Origin of the sequence: Enterococcus raffinosus (assembly GCF_018917525.1) — a bacterium.
GTDB lineage: Bacteria > Bacillota > Bacilli > Lactobacillales > Enterococcaceae > Enterococcus_A > Enterococcus_A raffinosus_A.
The window spans coordinates 33,723-54,655 of sequence record NZ_JAHLOS010000019.1 but is presented as its reverse complement, the minus strand read 5'-3'; the positions used below and the strand labels follow the sequence as shown (position 1 = coordinate 54,655).

Annotated in this window: 21 protein-coding genes, 1 other RNA gene and 1 other annotated feature; of the genes, 6 read left to right on the top strand and 16 right to left on the bottom strand. The window is 39.2% G+C overall.

What is annotated here, in order from left to right; all coding sequences use genetic code 11:
- Positions 1-209: 209 nt before the first annotated feature.
- Together ssrA and KQI58_RS12885 are read left to right on the top strand one after the other, a co-directional pair.
- Positions 210-576, top strand: a transfer-messenger RNA (tmRNA) gene (gene ssrA / locus KQI58_RS12890).
- A 299-nt stretch (positions 577-875) separates the two neighbouring features.
- Complete coding sequence (locus KQI58_RS12885; RefSeq protein ID WP_216409496.1) at positions 876-1,562, top strand: phosphoribosylaminoimidazolesuccinocarboxamide synthase; 687 nt, start codon at positions 876-878, stop codon at positions 1,560-1,562.
- A gap of 89 nt (positions 1,563-1,651) precedes the next feature.
- Here KQI58_RS12885 and KQI58_RS12880 read toward each other — a convergent pair whose 3' ends face one another.
- Positions 1,652-1,870, bottom strand: coding sequence for a hypothetical protein (locus KQI58_RS12880; protein ID WP_216409495.1), 219 nt, complete (start codon positions 1,868-1,870; stop codon positions 1,652-1,654).
- Between the two features lie 470 nt (positions 1,871-2,340).
- Here KQI58_RS12880 and KQI58_RS12875 point away from each other — a divergent pair, with 470 nt between their 5' ends.
- Positions 2,341-2,547, top strand: a complete 207-nt coding sequence (locus KQI58_RS12875; protein WP_216409494.1) for a DUF378 domain-containing protein — start codon at positions 2,341-2,343, stop codon at positions 2,545-2,547.
- Between the two features lie 85 nt (positions 2,548-2,632).
- Here KQI58_RS12875 and KQI58_RS12870 read toward each other — a convergent pair whose 3' ends face one another.
- The 14 genes from KQI58_RS12870 to KQI58_RS12805 form a co-directional block, all read right to left on the bottom strand.
- On the bottom strand, positions 2,633-3,466 hold the full coding sequence (locus KQI58_RS12870; RefSeq protein WP_216409493.1) for an energy-coupling factor transporter transmembrane component T family protein: 834 nt from the start codon (positions 3,464-3,466) through the stop codon (positions 2,633-2,635).
- Positions 3,453-5,144 (bottom strand): ABC transporter ATP-binding protein, encoded by a 1,692-nt coding sequence (locus KQI58_RS12865; RefSeq protein WP_216409492.1) that lies wholly within the window; start codon positions 5,142-5,144, stop codon positions 3,453-3,455. The genes KQI58_RS12870 and KQI58_RS12865 overlap by 14 nt, the downstream gene beginning before the upstream one ends.
- Positions 5,145-5,160: 16 nt before the next feature.
- Positions 5,161-5,712, bottom strand: coding sequence for an ECF-type riboflavin transporter substrate-binding protein (locus KQI58_RS12860; RefSeq protein ID WP_216409491.1), 552 nt, complete (start codon positions 5,710-5,712; stop codon positions 5,161-5,163).
- Between the two features lie 39 nt (positions 5,713-5,751).
- Entirely contained in the window at positions 5,752-6,591 is an 840-nt protein-coding gene (locus tag KQI58_RS12855; RefSeq protein WP_216409490.1) for an SAM hydrolase/SAM-dependent halogenase family protein, read from the bottom strand.
- Between the two features lie 118 nt (positions 6,592-6,709).
- Positions 6,710-6,953: a binding site (T-box leader), on the bottom strand.
- Positions 6,954-7,065: 112 nt separating this feature from the next.
- Positions 7,066-7,704, bottom strand: coding sequence for a bifunctional 4-hydroxy-2-oxoglutarate aldolase/2-dehydro-3-deoxy-phosphogluconate aldolase (locus tag KQI58_RS12850; RefSeq protein WP_216409489.1), 639 nt, complete (start codon positions 7,702-7,704; stop codon positions 7,066-7,068).
- A 9-nt stretch (positions 7,705-7,713) separates the two neighbouring features.
- A complete protein-coding gene (hxlB, locus tag KQI58_RS12845; protein ID WP_216409488.1) occupies positions 7,714-8,256 on the bottom strand; it encodes a 6-phospho-3-hexuloisomerase in 543 nt (180 codons plus the stop codon).
- Positions 8,253-8,879: an orotidine 5'-phosphate decarboxylase / HUMPS family protein gene (locus KQI58_RS12840; RefSeq protein WP_216409487.1), complete on the bottom strand. Its 627-nt coding sequence runs from the start codon at positions 8,877-8,879 to the stop codon at positions 8,253-8,255. The genes hxlB and KQI58_RS12840 overlap by 4 nt, the downstream gene beginning before the upstream one ends.
- Positions 8,876-9,838, bottom strand: coding sequence for a sugar kinase (locus tag KQI58_RS12835; RefSeq protein WP_216409486.1), 963 nt, complete (start codon positions 9,836-9,838; stop codon positions 8,876-8,878). The genes KQI58_RS12840 and KQI58_RS12835 overlap by 4 nt, the downstream gene beginning before the upstream one ends.
- A gap of 77 nt (positions 9,839-9,915) precedes the next feature.
- Entirely contained in the window at positions 9,916-11,187 is a 1,272-nt protein-coding gene (locus KQI58_RS12830; protein WP_216409485.1) for a gluconate:proton symporter, read from the bottom strand.
- A 13-nt stretch (positions 11,188-11,200) separates the two neighbouring features.
- Positions 11,201-11,446, bottom strand: a complete 246-nt coding sequence (locus KQI58_RS12825) for a hypothetical protein (protein ID WP_016182127.1) — start codon at positions 11,444-11,446, stop codon at positions 11,201-11,203.
- Positions 11,446-12,183 (bottom strand): sugar phosphate isomerase/epimerase family protein, encoded by a 738-nt coding sequence (locus tag KQI58_RS12820; protein ID WP_216409484.1) that lies wholly within the window; start codon positions 12,181-12,183, stop codon positions 11,446-11,448. Before KQI58_RS12820 ends, KQI58_RS12825 begins: the two co-directional genes overlap by 1 nt.
- A gap of 185 nt (positions 12,184-12,368) precedes the next feature.
- The gene (locus KQI58_RS12815) at positions 12,369-13,355 is read right to left on the bottom strand and encodes a LacI family DNA-binding transcriptional regulator (RefSeq protein WP_216409483.1); all 987 of its coding nucleotides are present in this window, start codon (positions 13,353-13,355) and stop codon (positions 12,369-12,371) included.
- Between the two features lie 78 nt (positions 13,356-13,433).
- A complete protein-coding gene (locus KQI58_RS12810; RefSeq protein ID WP_216409482.1) occupies positions 13,434-14,036 on the bottom strand; it encodes a transglutaminase-like domain-containing protein in 603 nt (200 codons plus the stop codon).
- Positions 14,017-14,547: an adenylate kinase gene (locus tag KQI58_RS12805; protein ID WP_216409481.1), complete on the bottom strand. Its 531-nt coding sequence runs from the start codon at positions 14,545-14,547 to the stop codon at positions 14,017-14,019. The genes KQI58_RS12810 and KQI58_RS12805 overlap by 20 nt, the downstream gene beginning before the upstream one ends.
- Before the next feature lie 161 nt (positions 14,548-14,708).
- Here KQI58_RS12805 and KQI58_RS12800 point away from each other — a divergent pair, with 161 nt between their 5' ends.
- Positions 14,709-15,497, top strand: coding sequence for a Cof-type HAD-IIB family hydrolase (locus tag KQI58_RS12800; protein ID WP_216409480.1), 789 nt, complete (start codon positions 14,709-14,711; stop codon positions 15,495-15,497).
- 36 nt (positions 15,498-15,533) lie between these two features.
- Here KQI58_RS12800 and KQI58_RS12795 read toward each other — a convergent pair whose 3' ends face one another.
- The gene (locus tag KQI58_RS12795) at positions 15,534-16,859 is read right to left on the bottom strand and encodes a citrate/2-methylcitrate synthase (RefSeq protein ID WP_437177528.1); all 1,326 of its coding nucleotides are present in this window, start codon (positions 16,857-16,859) and stop codon (positions 15,534-15,536) included.
- Between the two features lie 187 nt (positions 16,860-17,046).
- Here KQI58_RS12795 and acnA point away from each other — a divergent pair, with 187 nt between their 5' ends.
- Together acnA and icd are read left to right on the top strand one after the other, a co-directional pair.
- Positions 17,047-19,698: an aconitate hydratase AcnA gene (gene acnA, locus KQI58_RS12790; protein ID WP_216409478.1), complete on the top strand. Its 2,652-nt coding sequence runs from the start codon at positions 17,047-17,049 to the stop codon at positions 19,696-19,698.
- Entirely contained in the window at positions 19,698-20,933 is a 1,236-nt protein-coding gene (icd, locus tag KQI58_RS12785; protein ID WP_216409477.1) for an NADP-dependent isocitrate dehydrogenase, read from the top strand. The genes acnA and icd overlap by 1 nt, the downstream gene beginning before the upstream one ends.

Genomic DNA, 20,933 nt, shown 5'->3' with positions numbered 1-20,933 from the left:
TTTAACCCCCTGGTATCATCTGATTCTCATTCTAAGTATACTCTATTTCATTTTTTTGAACCATTACCTTACCCGTATCTTCACTAACTATTTGTTTTTTCTTCAATTTTTTGGACTCTAGCACAATAAATTCTTCATTTCTCATTTACTTCTTTGCTTTTTTTATAACGAAATGTTATACTTTTTCTTGCAACAAAATTATTCATTAGGGGGACGTTACGGATTCGACAGGCATAGTTTGAGCCTGAATTGCGCTTCGTAGGTTACGTCTACGTAAAAACGTTACAGTTAAATATAACTGCTAAAAACAACAATAACTCTTACGCTTTAGCTGCCTAAAAACAGTTAGCGTAGATCCTCTCGGTATCGCCCATGTGCTCGAGTAAGGGTCCTATTCTAAGTGGGATACGTTACAACTTTCCGTCTGCAAGTTGTAAAAGAGCCTATCAGACTAGCAATGTCTGCGGCCTGTCATGCGGCAGAAGACAAAGCGAAATTTAAATAGTATGACTATGAGCGTAGATTTTTAGGTGTCGATATGTTTGGACGCGGGTTCGACTCCCGCCGTCTCCATTCTATGATCTTCAGAGCAAAGCCAAAACGTTGATGTAACAGCGTTTCGGTTTTTTTTATAGATAAAATTGCAAACTTTTTGTATTCCGATTAAGAACCAATAGTTTTTATATAGACAGATCACTAATTTCAGAAAAAAACACTCATCATCTAGATTTATGTACATTCCCCACCACTCTATCAAACAAAAGCCGAACATTCGGCTTCTTTTTTAAAATAAAATCCGAAAAATCATCGACACTAAAAATATCCAATGTTATCATTTTTTAAAACACTGGATATTTCAGAGAAGGCGGGAAAAAATGGAAGAATTGTACGATGGGAAAACAAAAACAGTACTACTAGATGAGGAAAACAGGGAAGTCTATTTACTATTTAAAGATAGCGCAACTGGTGAAGATGGCGTCTTTGATCCGGGCTCAAACACTGTTGGCGGAAGCGTTGACGGCAAGGGGAAAATCGGCCTAATTATTTCCAAATACTTTTTTGAGCTGATGGAAAAAAATGGTATCCCTACCCATTATCTAGACGCAGACATCGAAAAAGGAATGATGAAGGTTCGGCAGTTAACCGTACCTAATTTAGAATTTGTATTGCGTTATTTCACTGCTGGCAGTATGTGTCGTCGTTTTACTCTACCAGAAGGATTACCCTTCGACCCACCTTATTTGGAAGTGACTTTAAAAGACGATGAACAAGGTGATCCATTAATTACCGATCGCTTATGTCAAATGAAGGGTATCTTGAAACCCATGCAATACGATGAAGGTTTGGATATTTTGACCAGAGTCGGTACTGTACTTAGAGAAACATTGGCTGAAATGAACTTGACTCTAATTGATTTCAAGATTGAGATTGGTTATGATGATGAAGGGAAAATGTATGTCGTTGATGAGATCACTCCCGATATCTGGCGCGTGAAAGACGAAGCTGGCAATATTCCCAATCAAATTGACTGTGCGCAATTAATCTTAGACAAAATTAAATAATACTAAAGGTGAGGCTCATTTAAGAGTTCCTCACCTTTTTCATTGAAAAAGAAGATGCTTCTTTTCAAGTTGAAACATCTTCTTTCCTTTTACTGCTCTTCTACTTCATTTAAAGAAAGCTGTTCTAAAGCCTCTTGTTCCTGATCAACAAAAACGAATTTCAAGCTATTAGGATAGACATAAACAATCAAACGCTCTTTACATACATCGGTAGCAGTAGCTGGGTAAACTTGACCGGTAGTATATTTATCGCGAAAAAGGTCTTTTAAAGCAACTTCTAAACCTGCATTGATAAACGGATTCAACATTCAGCTCGCTTCCTTTCTGCCCTCAGATTCTCTTACCTACATTATACGCGCTAAGTTATAGGATAGTTTCTTTAATTAAAAAAAAGTTCATTTTTTAAACTAAATGGTTTGCTTTCTAAAAAAAACACTGCCATCGTACCAGATTGATAACTTGGTATGACGACGTTTTTTCCCTTCCATACTTTATTGTTTTCGAGCAAACTTTTGCATCTATAACGGTAAGCATTTCCCCTTGATGAAAGTGCACAATTTCTAAAAAGAATTTGTCAGTTAGATGCAGCATTAAATGGAGTTCCTACCTCTTATCTATAAGATAAAAAAACAGTTTTCAACTAGAAAAATAAGAGCTCTCATGTGTTTAAAGCATTTTATTACCATATAAAATAAGAAAAATCAATTCTTGAGCAGATAAATATGGTAGGGTATCCAATTATGGTACTGTTAAACAAATCAGAAGGGAGGGTTTACAGATGAAATACCTAGATATTATCGCGCTTATTTTGTTGATCGTTGGTGGAATTAATTGGTTATTAGTTGGTCTTTTTGAATATGATTTAGTTGCAGCAATATCTGGTGGAAGTACGGCGATTCTCGCAAAAATTATCTACATCGTTGTTGGACTATGCGCTCTTTACTGTTTGAAATTTATCCCTGGAATTGCGAATCGTGCTGAATAAAATCAGTGATCTATTAAATAGATAAGATCGTTCAATATATAAAAAAAGACAGAGCACTCTGCGTAAATGCAGAATGCTCTGTCTTTTAACGAAATGGATTATAAAAGCGACCACCATTGATAACTAGTAAGACGATTCCAGTCGAACACAAAATGATACCCAAAAATAACGCTAAGTAATCATTGCGTCTTAGCGGTTTCGCCAACAACCACGTTCGCCCCTTTTTCTTCCCAAATCGACGCAGCTCCATAGCGGATGAAATAGTTTCGATTCGCTCTAAACTTGAAAAGATCAACGGAATCGCGATTGTCAAATTTCCCCGCACTCGCTTCATCAGTGAGGCCTTTTTAGAAAGCTCGTTTCCGCGCGCCTGCTGTGCCTTAGAAATCGTTCGAAAGTCTTCCTGGATATCTGGAATATAACGCAGTGCTAGAGAAAAGGCATAAGCGATCTTATAAGACCCGCCTACCCGATGAATACTTGAAGCAAGTTCGCTAGGATTCGTGGTCAGAATAAAGATCAAACCTGGAGGAATGGTCACGAAATACTTGATCAACAAATTGAACTCATAAAAAAGTTGCTCCTGCGTCACGGTGTAACGTCCGATCCCTTCAAAAATAACATGACGCGTGCCATAGATTGTCACTCCATACTCTGGTGCAAATAAATAGACCGTCAACAAATTTAGAAGTGAGAAAAAGGCGATAAATTTCACCACAAACGAAATTTCGCGGTAACTAATTTGCGCTGTGCGAAATAAAATTATTGAAAAAATCGCCAGCCCTAATAAAAAGCGTGTATCATAAGAAATCATCCCAACCACAGAGATCATCAAAAAGCATAAAAGTTTGGTGAAGCCGCTGAGTTGATGGATTACAGTTTTTTTCGGCAAATAACCGATTAAATTACTTCCTTCCATAGGCTCCTCCCTCGTCGTGCCGGATAAAGGCTGATACAAAACCAGTCGCATCTGTTAATTGATTATTTTTTGCCAAACGATAAAGACTTGTTTGCCGTAAGCTCGCTGAAGCGACAAGCTCTGCCGAAGATAGTACTTTGGCTGGTGTTTCATCAGCGATGATTTCTCCCTCTTTTAAGACCAGTGTTCGTTGCGTATGTTCAAGCATTAAATGCATGTCGTGGGTAATCATCAAAATCGTAATTCCCCGCTGATTCAATTTTCTTAAAAAGGTCATCATCTCATTGTAATGATAATAATCTTGCCCCGCAGTCGGCTCGTCTAAAATCAATAGCTCCGGCTCCAACACTAAAATTGCGGCAATCGCTACACGGCGTTTTTGTCCATGACTCAAAGCGGAGATCGGCCAATTACGAAACTCATAAAGGCCACAAACCTTCAACGTATCAAATACTTTTTCTTTGATCTTATCTGCTTCAACTCCACGATTTTCTAATCCTAAGGCAACTTCTTCAAAGATCATATTCTTCGATAACATTTGATTGCTGTTTTGCAGCACGTAGCCAATTTTATCTGCTCGTTCTTTGATACTTTCATCCGCTATCGACTGTTTTTTCCATAATAACTCCCCTGCTTGCAAAGGATAGAAACCAGTGATCAGATTGGATAAGGTTGATTTTCCTGCACCGTTATGTCCGACTAAACTGACCATCTCACCTTGATAAAGCGTCAAATCAATCTCCTTAATCACCAGCTCTTTGCCAAAACCAAAGGAAATTTTTTTCAATGCTAGTAATGGAACCTCTTTTATTGGGATAGGTTTAAATTCACCTTGCGATTTTGCTAAAGCAGAAGAAATTTCTGGTGAAACCAATTGATCGACCTGCGTTAGATCAGAAAAATCCTTCAGAGAAATTCCTGCACGCTTCAACGCGGTGATATAAAGCGGCTCACGAATCCCGTAGCTGGCTAATAAATCACTTTTAAGTAATTCAGTCGGTGTCATATCCGCAACAATTTCTCCTTCGTTCATCAAAACAACACGATCGATGGGTGCCGCTAAAACCTCTTCCAAACGGTGCTCAATGATGATCGTTGTAAATTTTTGCGATTGATACAATTGATCAATCATTTGAACTGCTTCATAGCCGGTCTGAGGGTCAAGATTGGCTAGCGGCTCATCGAATAGTAGGATCGGTGTTTCATCAATTAGCACTCCCGCCATTGTCACCCGCTGCTTTTGACCACCAGAAAGATCCTGTGGCCGTTTTTCTAGTTGTGCTAATAAATTAGTTTTTTCCGCCCAATGATTAACTGCTTCTCGCATCTCTGCTTGTTGAATCATTTCATTTTCCAGAGAAAAGGCGATATCTTCTGCAACCGTCAAACCAACAAACTGACTATCTGTATCTTGCAGCACCGTACCGACATCAAGAGAAAGATCATAAATTGATGATTCGCTAAAAGTCTTCTCATTGATCATCAAGCTGCCGGTAAAAGCCCCCTTTTCATTTTGCGGAATGATCCCATTCAAGCATTTTCCCAAAGTCGATTTTCCTGAGCCGCTGGGCCCCATGATCAAAATTTTTTCTCCCTGATTGATCGTCAAATTGATCTTTTTCAATGTCGGTTCAGCTTGACTGTCATATTGAAATGTAAAATCACGAAACTCGATCATTTTATATCCTCACGTTCTAAGCTTCTTTGTTCAAACTGCCCTTTTTCGTCTTCGTTTGTGCGTAAGCCTTTAATAAAATAAAGCCAATAATTCCTGTTACGATTGAATTCGTGATTCCGGCAACGACACCTTGAGTAAAGACTTTACTTGGTGCTTCTGCATAGATCAGGATATCCCCGATCGGTGCGATAACCACCCATGTGATCAAATTGGCAATCGTTTCACCAACTAAAAAGATTCCGATTTCTTTCTTGCCAAATACACCTTGTTCAATTGGAATTCGTTTTGCTAACAAACCGAAAAATACACCTAAAATTCCTGAAGCAACGATCCAAGACCACCATGCACCATAAGTTGTTAAATCACCTAATGCATGACCGATAAACCCTGCCAATCCAGCAACAATTGGCCCATAAACGACACCTAATAGTGCTAAGAAAGGATACGCCGTTGCAATATCCGTATTGGGAATACCTGTAGGAATCGTCACGAATCGTTTTAAAATGAAGAAAACTGCCGCGCCAATCCCAATTGCTACAATGTGTTTTACCGTAAATTTCTTATTCATACTTTATACCCCTTTTTTATTTGATAAGTGCTTAATGCCTTAAATTTTAGTCAATTCAATCGTCCAATCGTTGCCAGTACCGATTTTATAAACTGCGGAGAATGAATCCAAATTAATCCCTAATCCAACATTTAATAATGAATTAATATAAAGAACTGCTTCATTCGGTGCCACTTGAGCGAAGGAACGCCCGAAAACAACTTCATCTTGATAACGGACCACACCTTGATAGTATATTTTTACTAGCAGGCTTTGTCCATATTCAACCTGCCAGTTTTTGAAATAACCCACAGGAATGTTCGTCCACAGTGAGCCAAATCGAATATCGGTAATATCAATTGTTCCCGTAATTTTATCTTGTGTTTGTTCTGGAGCGATCAAGGGGAACGTCACTAATTCACTGCTTGGGATAATCGTTCCTAATTCAGCAAAACCTACTTTGCCGCTAGCTAATCGGGCACCATTATAAACATAGACATCTCGACCATGGAATGTGTGGCTTTCAGATGAGCCTGGCAGACGTTGACTCTCCTCATCGATTTGTCGAACTTCCTTAACTCCGACATATTGGGCTAAATACGTCAATGTTCCGTTATCTGGCGTGATTACATATTGCCCATCCTTCAACTCTACGACGACACTGCGACGAGTTGAACCAACACCAGGGTCAACAACCGATACAAAAACAGTTCCTGCTGGCCAATAAGTGACCGCCTGTAATAAACGATAGCTTGCATCATGAATGTTATAAGGTTCAATCTCATGCGTTAAATTATTGATGTTGAGTTTTGGTTCAACTTGATAAGCTACTCCATACATCGCGTTGACTGCACCATCCTGTAAACCAAAATCCGTTTGAACTACTAAAAATCCTGCCATTATTCTTCCACCTTCCAATTTTACACTTATTATTGAAGTTATCAGTGATTCAATTTCGTACTGAGATCGTCATCCCAGTTAAGGAAGAAACACAAAAAAGCCCTCAGCAAATATAATTGCTAAGGGCATAGACTATGCGTTACCACCTTTAATCGTAAAATCCTCACAGATTCCACCTCAATCAGTACCCAAAATTTACCTTGGAGACTGTGCCTTGTTAACGGGGGCATCCGTATTTCCTTAAATTTTCGGGAAATCCGCTCAAAAGCCATTTTCAAGTAATTGCTCTGCATCCCCTCTCACCAAACAGGAACTCTCTTTAACAAAGATGATTACTTTACTTTCTTTATCAACGCGTTTCATCAATTGCTAATAAAATAGCAGAGATATTTCAGCTTGTCAATGGAGAAAAATTATCTGCAAAGTGATTCTTGCACGATCTATCTCAAAAAAAGATGGAAAAATGTTAAGCAATTAGTTTTCTCGCCACACCTCAATATATTGTTTAGCGGTTTGAGAAACTAATTCGTAATTATCATCTTTGACACCCTTAAATAGGTTGCCGCCAACACCAACAACGATTGCTCCCGCTTGTTTCCAGGCCGCTATATTTTCTAAATTCACTCCGCCAGTCGGCATAATATTCGCATGTGGAAGTGGGGCCTTTACTGCTTTAATCATTTGGGGAGTAAAATTATTCGCAGGAAAAAGTTTTACGATATCTGCACCGCTTTTCATTGCCTGCTGCATCTCAGTAATTGTCATACAACCTGGCAGATACGGAACTTGATAAAGATTACACATTTCTGCCGTAGCCTGATCAAAACAAGGGCTAACAATAAACTCTGCACCTGCTAAGATCGCTAAACGAGCGGTAACGGCATCCAAAACTGTTCCTGTACCAATCGCTACGCTGGAATCATTTTGATATTCTTCTTTCAATTGTGCAATTACTTGATCTGCTTGCGGTACAGAAAAAGTAACTTCAATCCCCTTAATCCCGCCTTTTATGACGGCGCGTGCTGCCTCAATGGCACGTTTTTGAGAATCTTCCCTGACAACGGCCACTACACCAGCATATTCAATGCGTGTTAATCGTTCCATTTTTTTCATCTTGCTCACCTACTCTACATTGACATGCTCATGAAGGGCATCTTCATTTGATGTTTGATCACGTTGAGCCAGCTTCAAGGTTAAAGCATCCAAGGTGATATGCACTGTCTGGTCAAATAAACTTGATAATAACTGAACAGATTTTACTCCAGCACCAGTCTTTGTTGCGCCAGGTACTACAATAACTTTGTCAGCAAGCTTGGCTAATGGAGACTCTTTAGCACTCGTTAACACCACAATATCAAGTCCCAATTTTTTCGCTGTTTCGGTATCTGAAACAATTCCTTTAGTGGTACCTGATCCGGAAATAGCCACCCAAGTATCTCCTTTTTGAATCGAAGGAGTGATTGTTTCACCCATAACATAATCAGTGTAACCGATATGCATCAAACGCATTGCAAAGCCCTTCGCTTGGAATCCGCTGCGACCTGCTCCGATTACAAAGATTCGCTTATTTTTTTGAAACAGTGGTAAGGCTTGCTCCAGTTCCGTTTCATCAACTAGCTCCATTACCTGATTGATTTCTTGCATGATTGTTTCGATTGTTTTCATTTGTGAACAGCTCCCATGAATTCATTTACTGCTTTCAGCGGATTTTCCGCTTTAGTGATTTTTGATCCGACAATGACAACTTCAATTAATCCTTGATCTGCTAACAACTCCGCCTGTGTCAAATCGATTCCGCCTGCGATCGCCAATCGTTTGATTTCGGGGAATTTTTGGTGAAAAGCTTCGACACTTGCGGTCGCATCAAACGAATCTTTCCGATCAACTGAGTGATGTAAGGCATAGATGGCATTGGGGAAATCTTTAATTCTTTCAATTTTCTCATCTGTCACTTCAAGTAAATCGATCATCATTGTTTTATTCTGTTTTTCGGCGACTTCATAGCATACCTTTAAAGTATCAATCGAGGCTGCGCCCATCACAGTTACAATGTCTCCACCGTGACGAAAAGCTTGATTAAATTCATAGGCCCCTTCGTCAATTGTCTTACTGTCTACTAGCAAATCCGTTTGCGTCAAGACCTCTCTCAACTTTTCGATCGCCAGATTTCCATAATCCTTGACCAGAGAAGTACCCATCTCCAAAATGTCTGTTTTACCATCTAGTTGTTCGGCTAACGCAATCGCCTCTTCTAATGATACACGGTCAATTGCTGCTTGTAATCTCATGCTTCCACTTCCTGTTGTTGTAAAAATTCTTCTAATTCTTGAGGAGTTGGATATCCATCGTTATCTCCAGGGGATTGAACGGCCATCGCCCCAATGGCATTAGCACGAATAACCGCTTGCTTTAAAGATTTTCCTTCGATCAAGCCAGTGATCAACCCAACTGCAAAGCCATCACCAGCACCGACAGTATCTACAACTTCCGCTACTTTAAACCCTGGTACAGTAAAGGAAGTACCATCCTTTTGTTTCACATAAGCCCCTTCAGTCCCTAACTTGACGATCACTGTTTTCGTTGCTTCTCCATTGTTCAAATAGAAGTCCGCAATTGTTTCCGGATCACGACTGCCCATCAAAATTTCTCCTTCATTGATTCCTGGAAGGACAATTTCGGCATGGGAAGCCAAATCATTGATCGTTTCCACCATCTCTTCCTGACTCGCCCAAAGCTGAGGACGTAAATTGGGATCAAAGGTCGTACGGATATTGTTCTTTTCTAATAAATGAATCAAATAGCGGAAGGCTTCTTGGGCCTCAGCTGAAATAGCTGGAAAAATTCCGGATAAGTGGGCCATTTTCACCTCTGAAAAATCAATTTTATCTAATATTGCTTGATTAAAATGAGCGGCAGCCGAACCCTTACGGAAGTAAAATATGCTTGGGTCTCCTTGACTAACGCGGTCCTTTAATTGAAAAGCTGTCCAAAAGTCAGCCGTTTCAGAAATATAATCTGTCCCAATTTTATTTTCATGCAGGCGATCAATAATAAACTCGCCAAATGGATCTTTTCCGACTTGTGTAATGTATTCACTGCTATGACCTAAACGAGAAACACCGACAGCGACATTAACCTCCGCTCCTGCTAAAAATTTTTGAAAATGACAAGCATCCTTTAAGGATTTGTCGACTTCTTCTGATCCGAACAATGCAATTGGTTCACCAATAGTTAAAAACTCACTCATGTTAATTACTCCCTTTTAGTTATTTTTTTACAGCTTACTATTAAAACTAATTTGCAACTAAAATCTATTGATTTCCTTTAAAGTAAGATATAGGCAACAATCAAGTTTAAAACAGTTGCTGCCCACGCCCATGGCAGTCCTGTCATTAAGAACGTTTTAGTATCCAAACCGGCATATTGTACAGACCATAAATTCCACGATTGAGTAATACAAGCTGAGACACCCATCATAGACGGTACGACTAACAGACCGTATAAGAAATATTGGTCAAACATTCCCGTTCCAACCAAAATTGCAGCAGTTGCAGCACCGGCGCCATACAGCATTAGTGGCCCACGGAAATAAGAAAGCGGCGCGATAATCGCTACGATAATAATTAAGACAAGCTTGCTGCTTGGAATGATTTCTTGAAAGACACTCGTAAAACCTGACATTGCATGAACAGCTGCCGATTGAAACATAGTTAAGACAAACAGCATAATCAACAAACCAGCAATGTCGCTAATCGCATGTTTAGCCGTCTCATTCATCATCGTCACAAATTTGCTGTAACGTTTCATATTGCCTGTCGCAGCAAAAGCGATGATGGTTGAAAGCAAAAGGGCTGGTACAGCATCCCATTTAGCAAAAATACTTAAGGCTACAGGCATAACTGGTAATACATACGTCCAAATTGGAACTTCCACTACTTCCTCTTTCAAATCACTTTCGACAATTTCAGGTTTGCCATTTTGAATTTTCTTTGCGTTAAACAAAATGAACAGTATCAGAATCACCATTTGCACGCCCATCGCCACAAAACCGAAGCGTTGGTAATGAGGGCCCCATGCTACTTTCGGAAAGAACACTTGAAATTGTACAAACAGCACATTATTGACATACATTGCGGCACCAATAGCAATCGTAAAAACGGAAACAGCAATATTTTTTGGTACCCCAATCGAAAACATAATTGGAAACAGAATGACCCCAACTGCAATAGCCGATCCAACTCCATAAGAGCTCGTAAAGATTAAAGCGATTACAAGAGCGATCAAAACAGTGGCTAGGACAGGACTTTTCTTTCCGACTTTTTCAGTGCGACGACTAATACTTCCTGCGATTCCAGTATCAACTAACACTCGTCCAAACCAGGAACCAAAGATAATATACGCAGCCGTTTTTCCATAATTTAAAACAGGCTCGGTAAAGATTTCTTTTACAGCTATGTTAAACGGCACCATTCCGATGATCGTCCATAAGATTGCCATTACGAAGAACCCAACAGTCAAGTTGCCGCCCTTCATCGCATAGAGTACAAAAAAAATGAAAGTTACGGCTAATAGTATTCCTGTTATTGCACTACTCATGTTCCTTCACCTCCTAATATTTGTTTAGCTCACTTAAGATGCGCTGGTATTTTGAAATCGGTTTTGCATGATCTTCAACAAAGAAGTCATTTTCCAAATGATTGAATTTTTGGATCAAATAATACCCAGTCAGATAAGCAGCTAAAGCTTCTTTTGCTGCTACCTCCATATCTTCCTTATCTATTTCAGGTCGATGAATCGTTTCCATAAAATGATAAGCAAATGTTTCTGGATCGATTTTTGTTTGTTGTTCAGTCATTAGAATTCACTCTCCAATAATTCTTTGGCTTCTAAAATTTCAGCATTTGCGGTTGTAGGATACTCGATTGCAACTGGTACATCCTGAGGTAGTATTTGTAAAACTTTACGCCAATCAATATCACCATGATCAAGTCCTATTGCTTGTGGTTGTTCTTTTTCAACTTCTACATCCTTTACATGAATGTAGCGAACATAGTCTTTTAATAATTCGGCGGCTTTTATTTCATCCTCGCCAACAAACCGCCAGTTACCAAGGTCATATACGTAACCAATCGGTAAGCCAGCCACCTTAACAGCTTTCATAAAAGTATTGATAGCACTAATCGTTCCCGAAGTTTGAGTTTGATCATTTTCAATTGAGATAGCAACCTTAGAAACAACAAGCGCTTTCAATTCATTTTCATGAAGTTCTCCATTAAAATCGCCAATATTCCATTTGATGTGCTGGACACCCATTTGCTTAGCTTCAATTAAGTATTGTTGTAACTTAGGATTGATTTCCCCATTCACATAGACCTCGTCAGGAACACTGTAAAACAACTTCAATTCCAATCGTTCTGCCTCTGATTGGATAACAGGTATCTCTTTTTGAATATCTTTAAAGTACTCTCTCCGAATTTCAACTTGGGTAAAACCTAAATCAGATATTTCCTGTAATAAATCGCTTTGCAAAGCACCATTAGCTACTCTATCTGCATAAACTAAAAAATTAAGTACAAGCTTTTTATCTCTCATAAAATCGCGTCCTTTCAATTAGTTAACCGGTTTCTATATTTGTATAGTAAACCGGTTTCCAAAGAATGTCAACGATTTCAAAATTAAAAAACATCTGCCTTACTGCAAAATAAATAAGCCTTGTTTGGTAACCGGTTTCCAAACAAGGCTTATTTGTTAAAATTCATTTTATAAAATAACTCCGATTATACTGACTTCCGCCAACGAACAGTTGAAGGTACGATTATTTCTTGAACCTCTTCCAATTTCATCGTCATTTTTTGCAGTAATTGATTGGCTACAACTTCACCAATCTTTTTTGAAGGCTGTTCCACACTGGTGATTCCAGGACCGACAAGTTCTGTTAAATTCCAGTCGTCGAATCCAGTCACACCTACTTTTTCTGGAATGGCGATTTCTTGGTGAATCAGCCACGTCAAGACATCCATCAGCATTCGACCGTTGGAAGCAAACAGCAAAGTCTGTAAATCCTCTTCAAGAATAGCTGATAACCTGTTACTGATTTGCTCTTCCTGACTAATTTCGATCAGTTGGCATTGCTTTCCTGCTTCCTTTACCACTTGATCGACTGTTTCATAGCGTAATTGTCGAGTGCTAACGTCTTTAATTGGTTCACTGATGACAACTACCTGTTCATAGCCCTTTGCCAACGCTTTTTCCAATACCTCTCTTGTCGCAGCACGATTATTGGTCAACACAGAGGTCCATTGCACTGGATCGGTTTGCCTATCCACCAATAACAGTGGAATATTTCGCTCTGAAATAAATGTATAATTTGCCGATTGTCTTGAAGAAGGCTGTAAAATAATTCCTTCAACACTTTGATCTAACAACTTTTCCAATAGTTCTTTTTCTTGAGTGATTGAGTTTGCCGCATCCATGATAATCATTTGATACCCGCTTTTTTCTAAAACCTCTCCAATTCCCTTCAAAAGTAATGAAGAAAACATATTAGAAATATCCGCTACTACGACTCCAATCAAATAGCTGTGCTTTGATTTTAACGCTTGGGCCTGTTTGCTGGGCCGATAATTTAAGCGTTCGATTACTTCTGCGATTCTTTCTTTGGTTTCCTTTGACATATTGCCATAATTATTATTTAAAAAGCGCGAGATCGTTGTTTTCGAAACGCCCGCTTCTTCAGCAACTTCTTTAATTGTAATCTTCTTCATCTTGTCTTCTCCAACTGTCTTTTTTATCATTGTAGCGAATTTCCAAGCAATTGGAAAGACAACACCTTAGCTACTCCCCTAAAGCGAATCCGGCAGTTCATTTCCGTACATTCTCAATGCATCTTTGCTTTTATCCAAAAGAACCATAGTTTTTCTATTTGGTCTTGTAAAAATCATATTGTAATCTCGCTCACCTAGATTGGTATTGGGTTCGAAGGCTAATTGTTCTCTATCCAAAAGAAATTGAGCATTGATTCCCGGTTTATTTCCCCGTGCATCAATCCTGACCCACTTTTCCAATGTCTCGAGATAAACAGCATTTAACGCATGAATACAATAGCGCTTTTCTTCATCATCAAAAAGCCGCAACTTTTGATAGCAATAACCTGTAGGAATGCCCGCACCTCGTAATAATCCCGTTAGTAGGTTTGCCTTGGCATAACAAATTCCGTGTCCGTTCCTCAGTACCTCGACAGAAGTTTTGGTTACCTCATCTGTTTGGATATCCCACGAATGATCTATCTGATCTCTGACATATAAAAAGGCTGTTTGAATGGCTTCTATTTCATCCTTTGTATTGTAAAAGAGCTTCTGGCTCAACTTTTTCAATAAAGGATCATACAAGCATATCTCTGGTAAATCCTGTAGGTAATCTTCACGTTTATATGATTCCACTCTCATGTAAGTCCTCCTCAAAATTATAGGTTTCATCAATCAATAAATAATTACAGGCGTATTTTTCGCACATCGTTAGATTTTCACTGTTGGTTTTAATCAAATCCTCCATCGTCAAATCCGAATCATCCAGTCTTTTTTCAATCGTATTTGCATACTTTTTAATATCAGAAAAATGAGTCTCAATATAGTTTTTCGTCATAATCAAACAGTAATAACTGATCTGATCCAAGTATTCTTTAGAAAAAGATTGTTTCCAATTAAAGGGAACATATATCCCTTCAATAATTAAATTTTGTTCATTTTCAATCGCTGTTTTAATGACCTCTTTTAAAATGTTCCATAGATAGAGTGTAAGTTCTTCATCATCCGCTGGCGTTAACTCTGTTTCGCCACTTCGGATCAAGCCCATCTTCAGATGATCAATTGACAAATAAGGATAATGATAGGTCTCCAATAGTCTTTGTGCTAAAACTGTCTTACCTGTATGAGTCGCTCCCGTTATGATTACAATCATTTTCCACATTCCTTTCATTAAATCTTTGCTAATTAAAAATTTGAGCTGATGTTTCTTTAACTTTCTTTTATACTAATTGTAAAAGAAAAAATTTAAAGTTTCAGTTTCGATTTTTTACAGAGTAATTACTAGCTCTGAAATATATTACGAGGAGTGTTCGCATGAAAAATTATCGAGTAGCTTTTTTTGATATTGATGGTACCCTGGCCGATAACAACTTACCTCATGGATTGTCCTTCGATGAACGAATTCCCGAATCTGCAAAGCAGGCTTTACGCAGATTAAAAGAAAGCCAGATCGAACCCGTGATTGCTTCCGGTCGGCATTATGGCACTTTAGCTGATATGGCCCGTAATTTAGGCGTGGACAGCATTATTTCATCCAATGGAAATTGTGTACATTACCAAGGAACAATGATTCATCAAAATGTAATCCCTCAACCGCTATTAGCGGAGCTCTTAGATCATTTAGAAAAGCTGAATATAGAATGTTTAATCGAAACTCCTCATGAATTGTATTGCTTCGAGACAAATCAATATATAGGAGACCCTTCCTCTAAAAAGACCTTGCTGAAAAAAACAGATCCGCTCCCGAAAGATGTCATCCAATTGATCGTTCCTTGGAGCGAAAAAACAGATTTCAACTTAGGGATAGACTCCCCGCTTATCGTAGAAAAGGTCGCTCCTGTTGCGGCTAATATCCATTTGAAAACTGGGACAAAGGCAGAAGGAATTCATAAAATCTGTGACTCAATGAACATCACGGCCAAACAAGCACTAGCCTTCGGTGATGAAGAAAATGATTTCACCATGTTTGATGCTGTAGGGTTTCCCGTTGCCATGGGAAATGCTGCACCAGCTCTTAAGGAAAAAGCCGCTTATGTGACAACTGCTGTAAATGACGATGGTATTTGGAAAGCTTGTGTTGACTTAGGATTGATTACAGAATAGAAAATATCCGCCAGAAGAAGATTCTGACGGATGTTTTTAGCGCTTAGTAATATTTTGATATTCACGGTCTTCGGAAACTTCCATATAAGCAGGCCGAATGATTTTTTGAACATTAATCAGCTCTTCGATACGGTGTGCTGACCAGCCAACGATTCGCGCGATCGCAAACATCGGCGTATACAATTCTTGGGGTAAATCTAACATGTGATAAACAAAACCACTAAAGAAATCAATATTGGCACTGACTCCCTTATAAACTTTACGTCGTTCAGAAATAATCTCAGGTGCCAGACGCTCCACTTTGCGATACAAGTTAAATTCGGCAGAGGCCTCAGAACCCTTTTCTGCCGCTAATTTTTCAACATACCGTTTGAAAATCTCAGCTCGTGGATCGGACTCCGCATAAATCGCATGGCCCATACCGTAAATTAGCCCTTGTTTATCGAATGCTTCCTTATTTAAAATCTTTTCTAAGTAATCGCGAATTTCGTTCTCATCTTCACAATCATTTACGTTCTCTTTTAAATCTTCCATCATTTGGGTCACCTTAATATTGGCCCCACCATGCTTTGGTCCCTTTAATGAGCCTAATGCTGCTGCAATTGTTGAATAAGTATCTGTGCCGCTAGAAGTAACGACTCGAGTTGTAAAAGTCGAGTTGTTCCCTCCGCCGTGTTCCATATGTAACACCAACGCCATATCTAATGTTTGGGCTTCTTGGCTGGTATATTTTTTATCTGGACGCAGCATTGTCAAAATAGCCTCTGCAGTACTCAAGTTTTCATCCGGACGATGGATATACATGCTATCGCCCTTACTGTAGTGATTGTAAGCATGGTAAGAATAGACAGCAATCATTGGAAACGTTGCAATCAATGATAAACTTTGATCTAAAACATTCTCAATACTGATATCATCCGTTTTATCATCGTAACATCCCAATGTGAGAACACTTCTGGAAATCATATTCATGATATTATGTGATGGCGCCTTCATAATAACATCACGGACGAAGTTGGTAGGAAGTGTTCGTCTTTTGCCGATTAAAGCTTTGAATTCCGCTAGTTCAACTTCGGTTGGCAATGACCCAAATAATAACAAATAACTCACTTCTTCAAAGCCCAGACGCTCTTCTGAAACAAAGCCATTTACTAATTCATTGATATCAATTCCACGATAACGTAATTCCCCATACTTGGAAACAATCTTATCACCGTCCATAATTTGCGGATGAATCGTGGAGATATTGGTTAAACCAGCTAAAACTCCTTTACCATCTAGATCACGCAAACCTCTTTTCACGTTATGTTTCTTATATAAAGAAGCATCTAAATAGTCCTCTTTTCGGCATACATCAGCCATTTGGTTCAAATCTAACATCATTATGTCCTCCTAACCTTATTTAATTTAACAATCGGGTTAAGAAACATTATAACACCATTGGCGTAAAATGAAATACTTTTAATAATTTCATTTACTTTCTTTTTCTTTATTCGTATAATAAACCCATCTGATTTTAAACGATAACGTACTTAGGAGGGATTTTGGATTGAATTGGAGAAAAGAACTTTTAATCAATAACGAACATTATACATACTTCGATCTTTCATCAATTGTTGATTCGTATCAAAAAAATATCGCTGATTATCCATTCAGCATTCGAGTACTATTAGAAAGCTTAGCCCGTCATCAGGAGCTTTCGGATTTAGAAAGTTTAATTGCATTTAACGCAAAACAACCGTCAGGTGTGGTTCCATTTAGACCGTCAAGAGTTGTTCTACAAGACTTTACAGGTGTACCCGCAGTCGTCGATCTTGCTGCAATGCGCGATGCTGTTGTAAAGCTAGGCGGTGATCCAAAACTCATTAACCCAGAGATTCCAGTAACTTTAGTAGTGGATCATTCCGTTCAGGTCGATTGTGCTGGTACCTCTGAAAGCTTGGCTTACAATACAGAGAAAGAATTCGAACGAAATCACGAACGCTATCAATTTTTAAAATGGGCACAGCAAGCCTTTGACAACTTCGAAGTTGTCCCTCCTGAGACAGGGATCATTCATCAGGTCAATCTAGAGTATTTATCTGATGTCATTTTGAAGAACGATGAAAATCTGCTTTTCCCTGACTCATTAGAAGGAACAGATTCTCATACAACGATGATCAACGGTCTAGGCGTACTTGGTTGGGGTGTCGGCGGTATCGAAGCGGAAGCTGCAATCTTAGGAGAAGCCTCCTATTTCCCAACACCTGAAGTAATCGGTGTAGAGCTAACTGGAACATTGAGTCCAGGAGCAACTGCAACAGATTTAGCTCTTTACCTAACTGAACTTTTACGTAATGAAAAAGTTGTTGGTAAGTTTGTTGAATATTTCGGAACTGGCTACAAGACTTTAAGCCTTTCTGACCGTGCAACAATCGCTAATATGGCACCTGAATACGGTGCAACCTGTGGCTTCTGCCCAATCGACGAAGAAACATTGAACTATCTACGTTTAACTGGTCGTTCTGAAAAACAGGTCGAATTAGTTGAAGCCTACGCGAAGCTAAATAAACTCTTTTACGATGGCTCTGAAACACCTATCTATACACGTGTGATTCAATTAGATCTATCAATTGTTCAATCTTCCGTTGCAGGTCCAAAACGTCCGCAAGACCGGATTCAATTGGCAGAAGTGGCAGAAAACTTCCAAACTTCCTTGACTAATCCAAGTGGTCCTAAAGGGTTTGGTCTGAATTCTGAGGAAGTGGATCGAAAGGTAGCCATCCAAGGAACAACTAATACAATTGAAACTGGGGATTTAACGTTAGCTGCAATCACTAGCTGTACCAATACGAGTAATCCTTCTGTCATGGTAGCTGCTGGCTTACTGGCTAAAAAGGCTGTATCCCTTGGGATGAAGGTTCCAGAAACAATTAAAACTTCGTTAGCTCCTGGCTCAAAAATCGTGACCCAGTATTTAGAAAAAGGCAACTTGTTAGAGCCTTTGGCTGAATTAGGATTTGATATCGTTGGTTACGGGTGTACAACCTGTATCGGAAATTCTGGTCCTTTAGCAGAGGAGATTGAAACTACCTTAAAAGATAGTGAATTAGTTGTTTCGGCTGTCTTATCAGGGAACAGAAATTTTGAAGGTCGGATTCATCCGCTAATTAAAGCAAATTACTTAGCCTCTCCTCCTTTAGTGATCGCCTACGCTCTAGCCGGCACGATTAAAAAGGATCTAACAAAAGAAGCATTGGCTACAGTTGCTGGTAAGGACATTTATTTAAAAGATTTATGGCCTACACAAGAAGAAGTGAGTACTTATATAAATGATTTCTTGAATCCAGATGATTTCCGCGAAGCGTATAAAAATGTCTATCAATCTAATGAACGCTGGAATCAGATCGAAACCTCAGAGGGTGATTGTTACGAGTGGGACGATGCATCAACATACATTGCCAATCCACCGTTCTTTACAACTCTTGGACAAGGATCAAATGAGACAAATCCATTAAACAATTTACGCATCTTAGCCAAATTTGGAGACACGGTAACAACTGACCATATTTCTCCTGCCGGAAATATCGGCCTTCAATCTCCTGCTGGTAAATACTTGAAAGATCGCGGCTTAGCGTATAAAGATTTCAATTCCTTTGGTTCCAGACGAGGCAACCACGAAGTAATGATGCGGGGAACCTTTGGAAACATTCGAATTCAAAACCAATTAACTCCGGAAACAACTGGTGGGTACACAAAACTGGCGACAACTGGTGAAGAGCTATCCATTTACGATGCAGCAATGCAATACCAAAAAGAGCAAATTGGTACATTGATTCTTGCGGGAAAAGATTACGGTATGGGATCGTCTCGAGACTGGGCTGCTAAAGGAACGAACCTTTTAGGTGTCAAAGCAGTTTTAGCAGAAAGCTATGAACGAATCCATCGCAGTAACTTGGTGATGATGGGGGTTATTCCTTTTGAATACCTTCCTGGAGAAACCGCTGAATCGCTTGGTTTGACTGGCTTGGAAAGCTACAGCTTCGATTTTCCAACGGAACCGGCAATCAATCAAATCATTGATGTGACTGCCAGTGGCGAAAAGGATATCCACTTCCATGCAAAATTACGCTTTGATTCCGAAGCTGATATTGCTTATTGGAAGAATCAAGGAATTTTACCGCTAGTGATTAACAAAAAAATGCAAAAGGAGCAGGCATAATGACGAACACTTTGACTCCAATTATTCCTTATATCGAGGGTGATGGTATCGGACCAGAAATTTGGCAGGCGACAAAAAAGGTTGTTGATGCGGCCGTTTTTTCTGCTTATTCAAATGATCGAAAAATTGAATGGCTTGAGATTCTTGCGGGTGAAAAAGCGTTTAACCAAACAGGTACCTGGCTTCCCGACGAAACATTAGAGGCAATCAAACAACATAAAATTGCTATCAAAGGACCGCTGACAACACCAATCGGGGAAGGATTCCGTTCTCTAAATGTAACCTTGCGTCAAGAATTAGATCTATACGCTTGTGTAAGACCTGTCCGCTATTTTAGTGGAGTTCCTTCACCTTTGAAAGAACCTGAAAAAACGGATATGACGATCTTTCGAGAAAATACTGAGGACGTTTATGCTGGAATTGAGTTTGCTAATAATTCTGCCGAGGTCAAACAGCTTTTAGACTTTTTAACAGAACAATTAGCCGTTACTAAAGTCCGGTTCCCAGACACCAGTTCGTTAGGGATTAAACCTATCTCTCAAGAAGGCAGTGAGCGTTTAATTGCGGCTACTCTAGATTACGCCATCGAGCAAGGGAAAAAACGGGTGACGCTTGTCCATAAGGGAAATATTATGAAATTTACTGAAGGCGGTTTTAAAAATTGGGGTTATGATTTAATTGAAAAGAACTATCCTCAAGCTTTTACGATGAATCAGTATAAAGAAATCGCTTCTGAATACAGTACTGAAAAAGCGAATGAAGCATTAGAAAAAGCCAAAAATGCAGGGAAAATTATTGTGGATGACGTTATTGCGGATAACTTCCTGCAACAAATTCTGCTGTATCCAGAAAAATACCAAGTAGTGGCAACAACTAACCTGAATGGTGATTATATTTCTGATGCATTAGCTGCACAAGTTGGCGGGATCGGCATTTCTCCAGGCGCAAATATCAATTACAAAACAGGACATGCAATTTTTGAGGCTACCCATGGAACAGCACCTGATATTGCTGGTAAAGGCTGGGCTAATCCTTGTTCATTACTACTCTCCGCATCAATGATGTTGGATCATCTTGGCTGGTTTGAGGCCAGCGAAAAAATTATGGCTGCCATTGAAAAAGCGTTGCTGAACAATCAGATGACACACGATTTCGCGCAGATGATTGATATCGAAGAGTTATCTACCTCAGAGTTTGCTGAGTATCTAATCAAAACAATTGAAAAAACTAATTAG

What these genes read in the sequence shown, in the direction of transcription:
- KQI58_RS12860 (WP_216409491.1), bottom strand. Translation starts at nt 5,712, where the DNA reads ATGAATAAGAAATTTACGGTAAAACACATTGTAGCAATTGGGATTGGC.
- KQI58_RS12850 (WP_216409489.1), bottom strand. Translation starts at nt 7,704, where the DNA reads ATGAAAAAAATGGAACGATTAACACGCATTGAATATGCTGGTGTAGTG.
- KQI58_RS12795 (WP_437177528.1), bottom strand. Translation starts at nt 16,859, where the DNA reads ATGGCTGATGTATGCCGAAAAGAGGACTATTTAGATGCTTCTTTATAT.
- KQI58_RS12875 (WP_216409494.1), top strand. Translation starts at nt 2,341, where the DNA reads ATGAAATACCTAGATATTATCGCGCTTATTTTGTTGATCGTTGGTGGA.
- KQI58_RS12815 (WP_216409483.1), bottom strand. Translation starts at nt 13,355, where the DNA reads ATGAAGAAGATTACAATTAAAGAAGTTGCTGAAGAAGCGGGCGTTTCG.
- KQI58_RS12805 (WP_216409481.1), bottom strand. Translation starts at nt 14,547, where the DNA reads ATGATTGTAATCATAACGGGAGCGACTCATACAGGTAAGACAGTTTTA.
- KQI58_RS12810 (WP_216409482.1), bottom strand. Translation starts at nt 14,036, where the DNA reads ATGAGAGTGGAATCATATAAACGTGAAGATTACCTACAGGATTTACCA.
- KQI58_RS12830 (WP_216409485.1), bottom strand. Translation starts at nt 11,187, where the DNA reads ATGAGTAGTGCAATAACAGGAATACTATTAGCCGTAACTTTCATTTTT.
- KQI58_RS12820 (WP_216409484.1), bottom strand. Translation starts at nt 12,183, where the DNA reads ATGAGAGATAAAAAGCTTGTACTTAATTTTTTAGTTTATGCAGATAGA.
- icd (WP_216409477.1), top strand. Translation starts at nt 19,698, where the DNA reads ATGACGAACACTTTGACTCCAATTATTCCTTATATCGAGGGTGATGGT.
- hxlB (WP_216409488.1), bottom strand. Translation starts at nt 8,256, where the DNA reads ATGAAAACAATCGAAACAATCATGCAAGAAATCAATCAGGTAATGGAG.
- KQI58_RS12840 (WP_216409487.1), bottom strand. Translation starts at nt 8,879, where the DNA reads ATGAGATTACAAGCAGCAATTGACCGTGTATCATTAGAAGAGGCGATT.
- KQI58_RS12865 (WP_216409492.1), bottom strand. Translation starts at nt 5,144, where the DNA reads ATGATCGAGTTTCGTGATTTTACATTTCAATATGACAGTCAAGCTGAA.
- KQI58_RS12835 (WP_216409486.1), bottom strand. Translation starts at nt 9,838, where the DNA reads ATGAGTGAGTTTTTAACTATTGGTGAACCAATTGCATTGTTCGGATCA.
- KQI58_RS12825 (WP_016182127.1), bottom strand. Translation starts at nt 11,446, where the DNA reads ATGACTGAACAACAAACAAAAATCGATCCAGAAACATTTGCTTATCAT.
- KQI58_RS12885 (WP_216409496.1), top strand. Translation starts at nt 876, where the DNA reads ATGGAAGAATTGTACGATGGGAAAACAAAAACAGTACTACTAGATGAG.
- KQI58_RS12880 (WP_216409495.1), bottom strand. Translation starts at nt 1,870, where the DNA reads ATGTTGAATCCGTTTATCAATGCAGGTTTAGAAGTTGCTTTAAAAGAC.
- KQI58_RS12800 (WP_216409480.1), top strand. Translation starts at nt 14,709, where the DNA reads ATGAAAAATTATCGAGTAGCTTTTTTTGATATTGATGGTACCCTGGCC.
- KQI58_RS12855 (WP_216409490.1), bottom strand. Translation starts at nt 6,591, where the DNA reads ATGGCAGGATTTTTAGTAGTTCAAACGGATTTTGGTTTACAGGATGGT.
- KQI58_RS12870 (WP_216409493.1), bottom strand. Translation starts at nt 3,466, where the DNA reads ATGGAAGGAAGTAATTTAATCGGTTATTTGCCGAAAAAAACTGTAATC.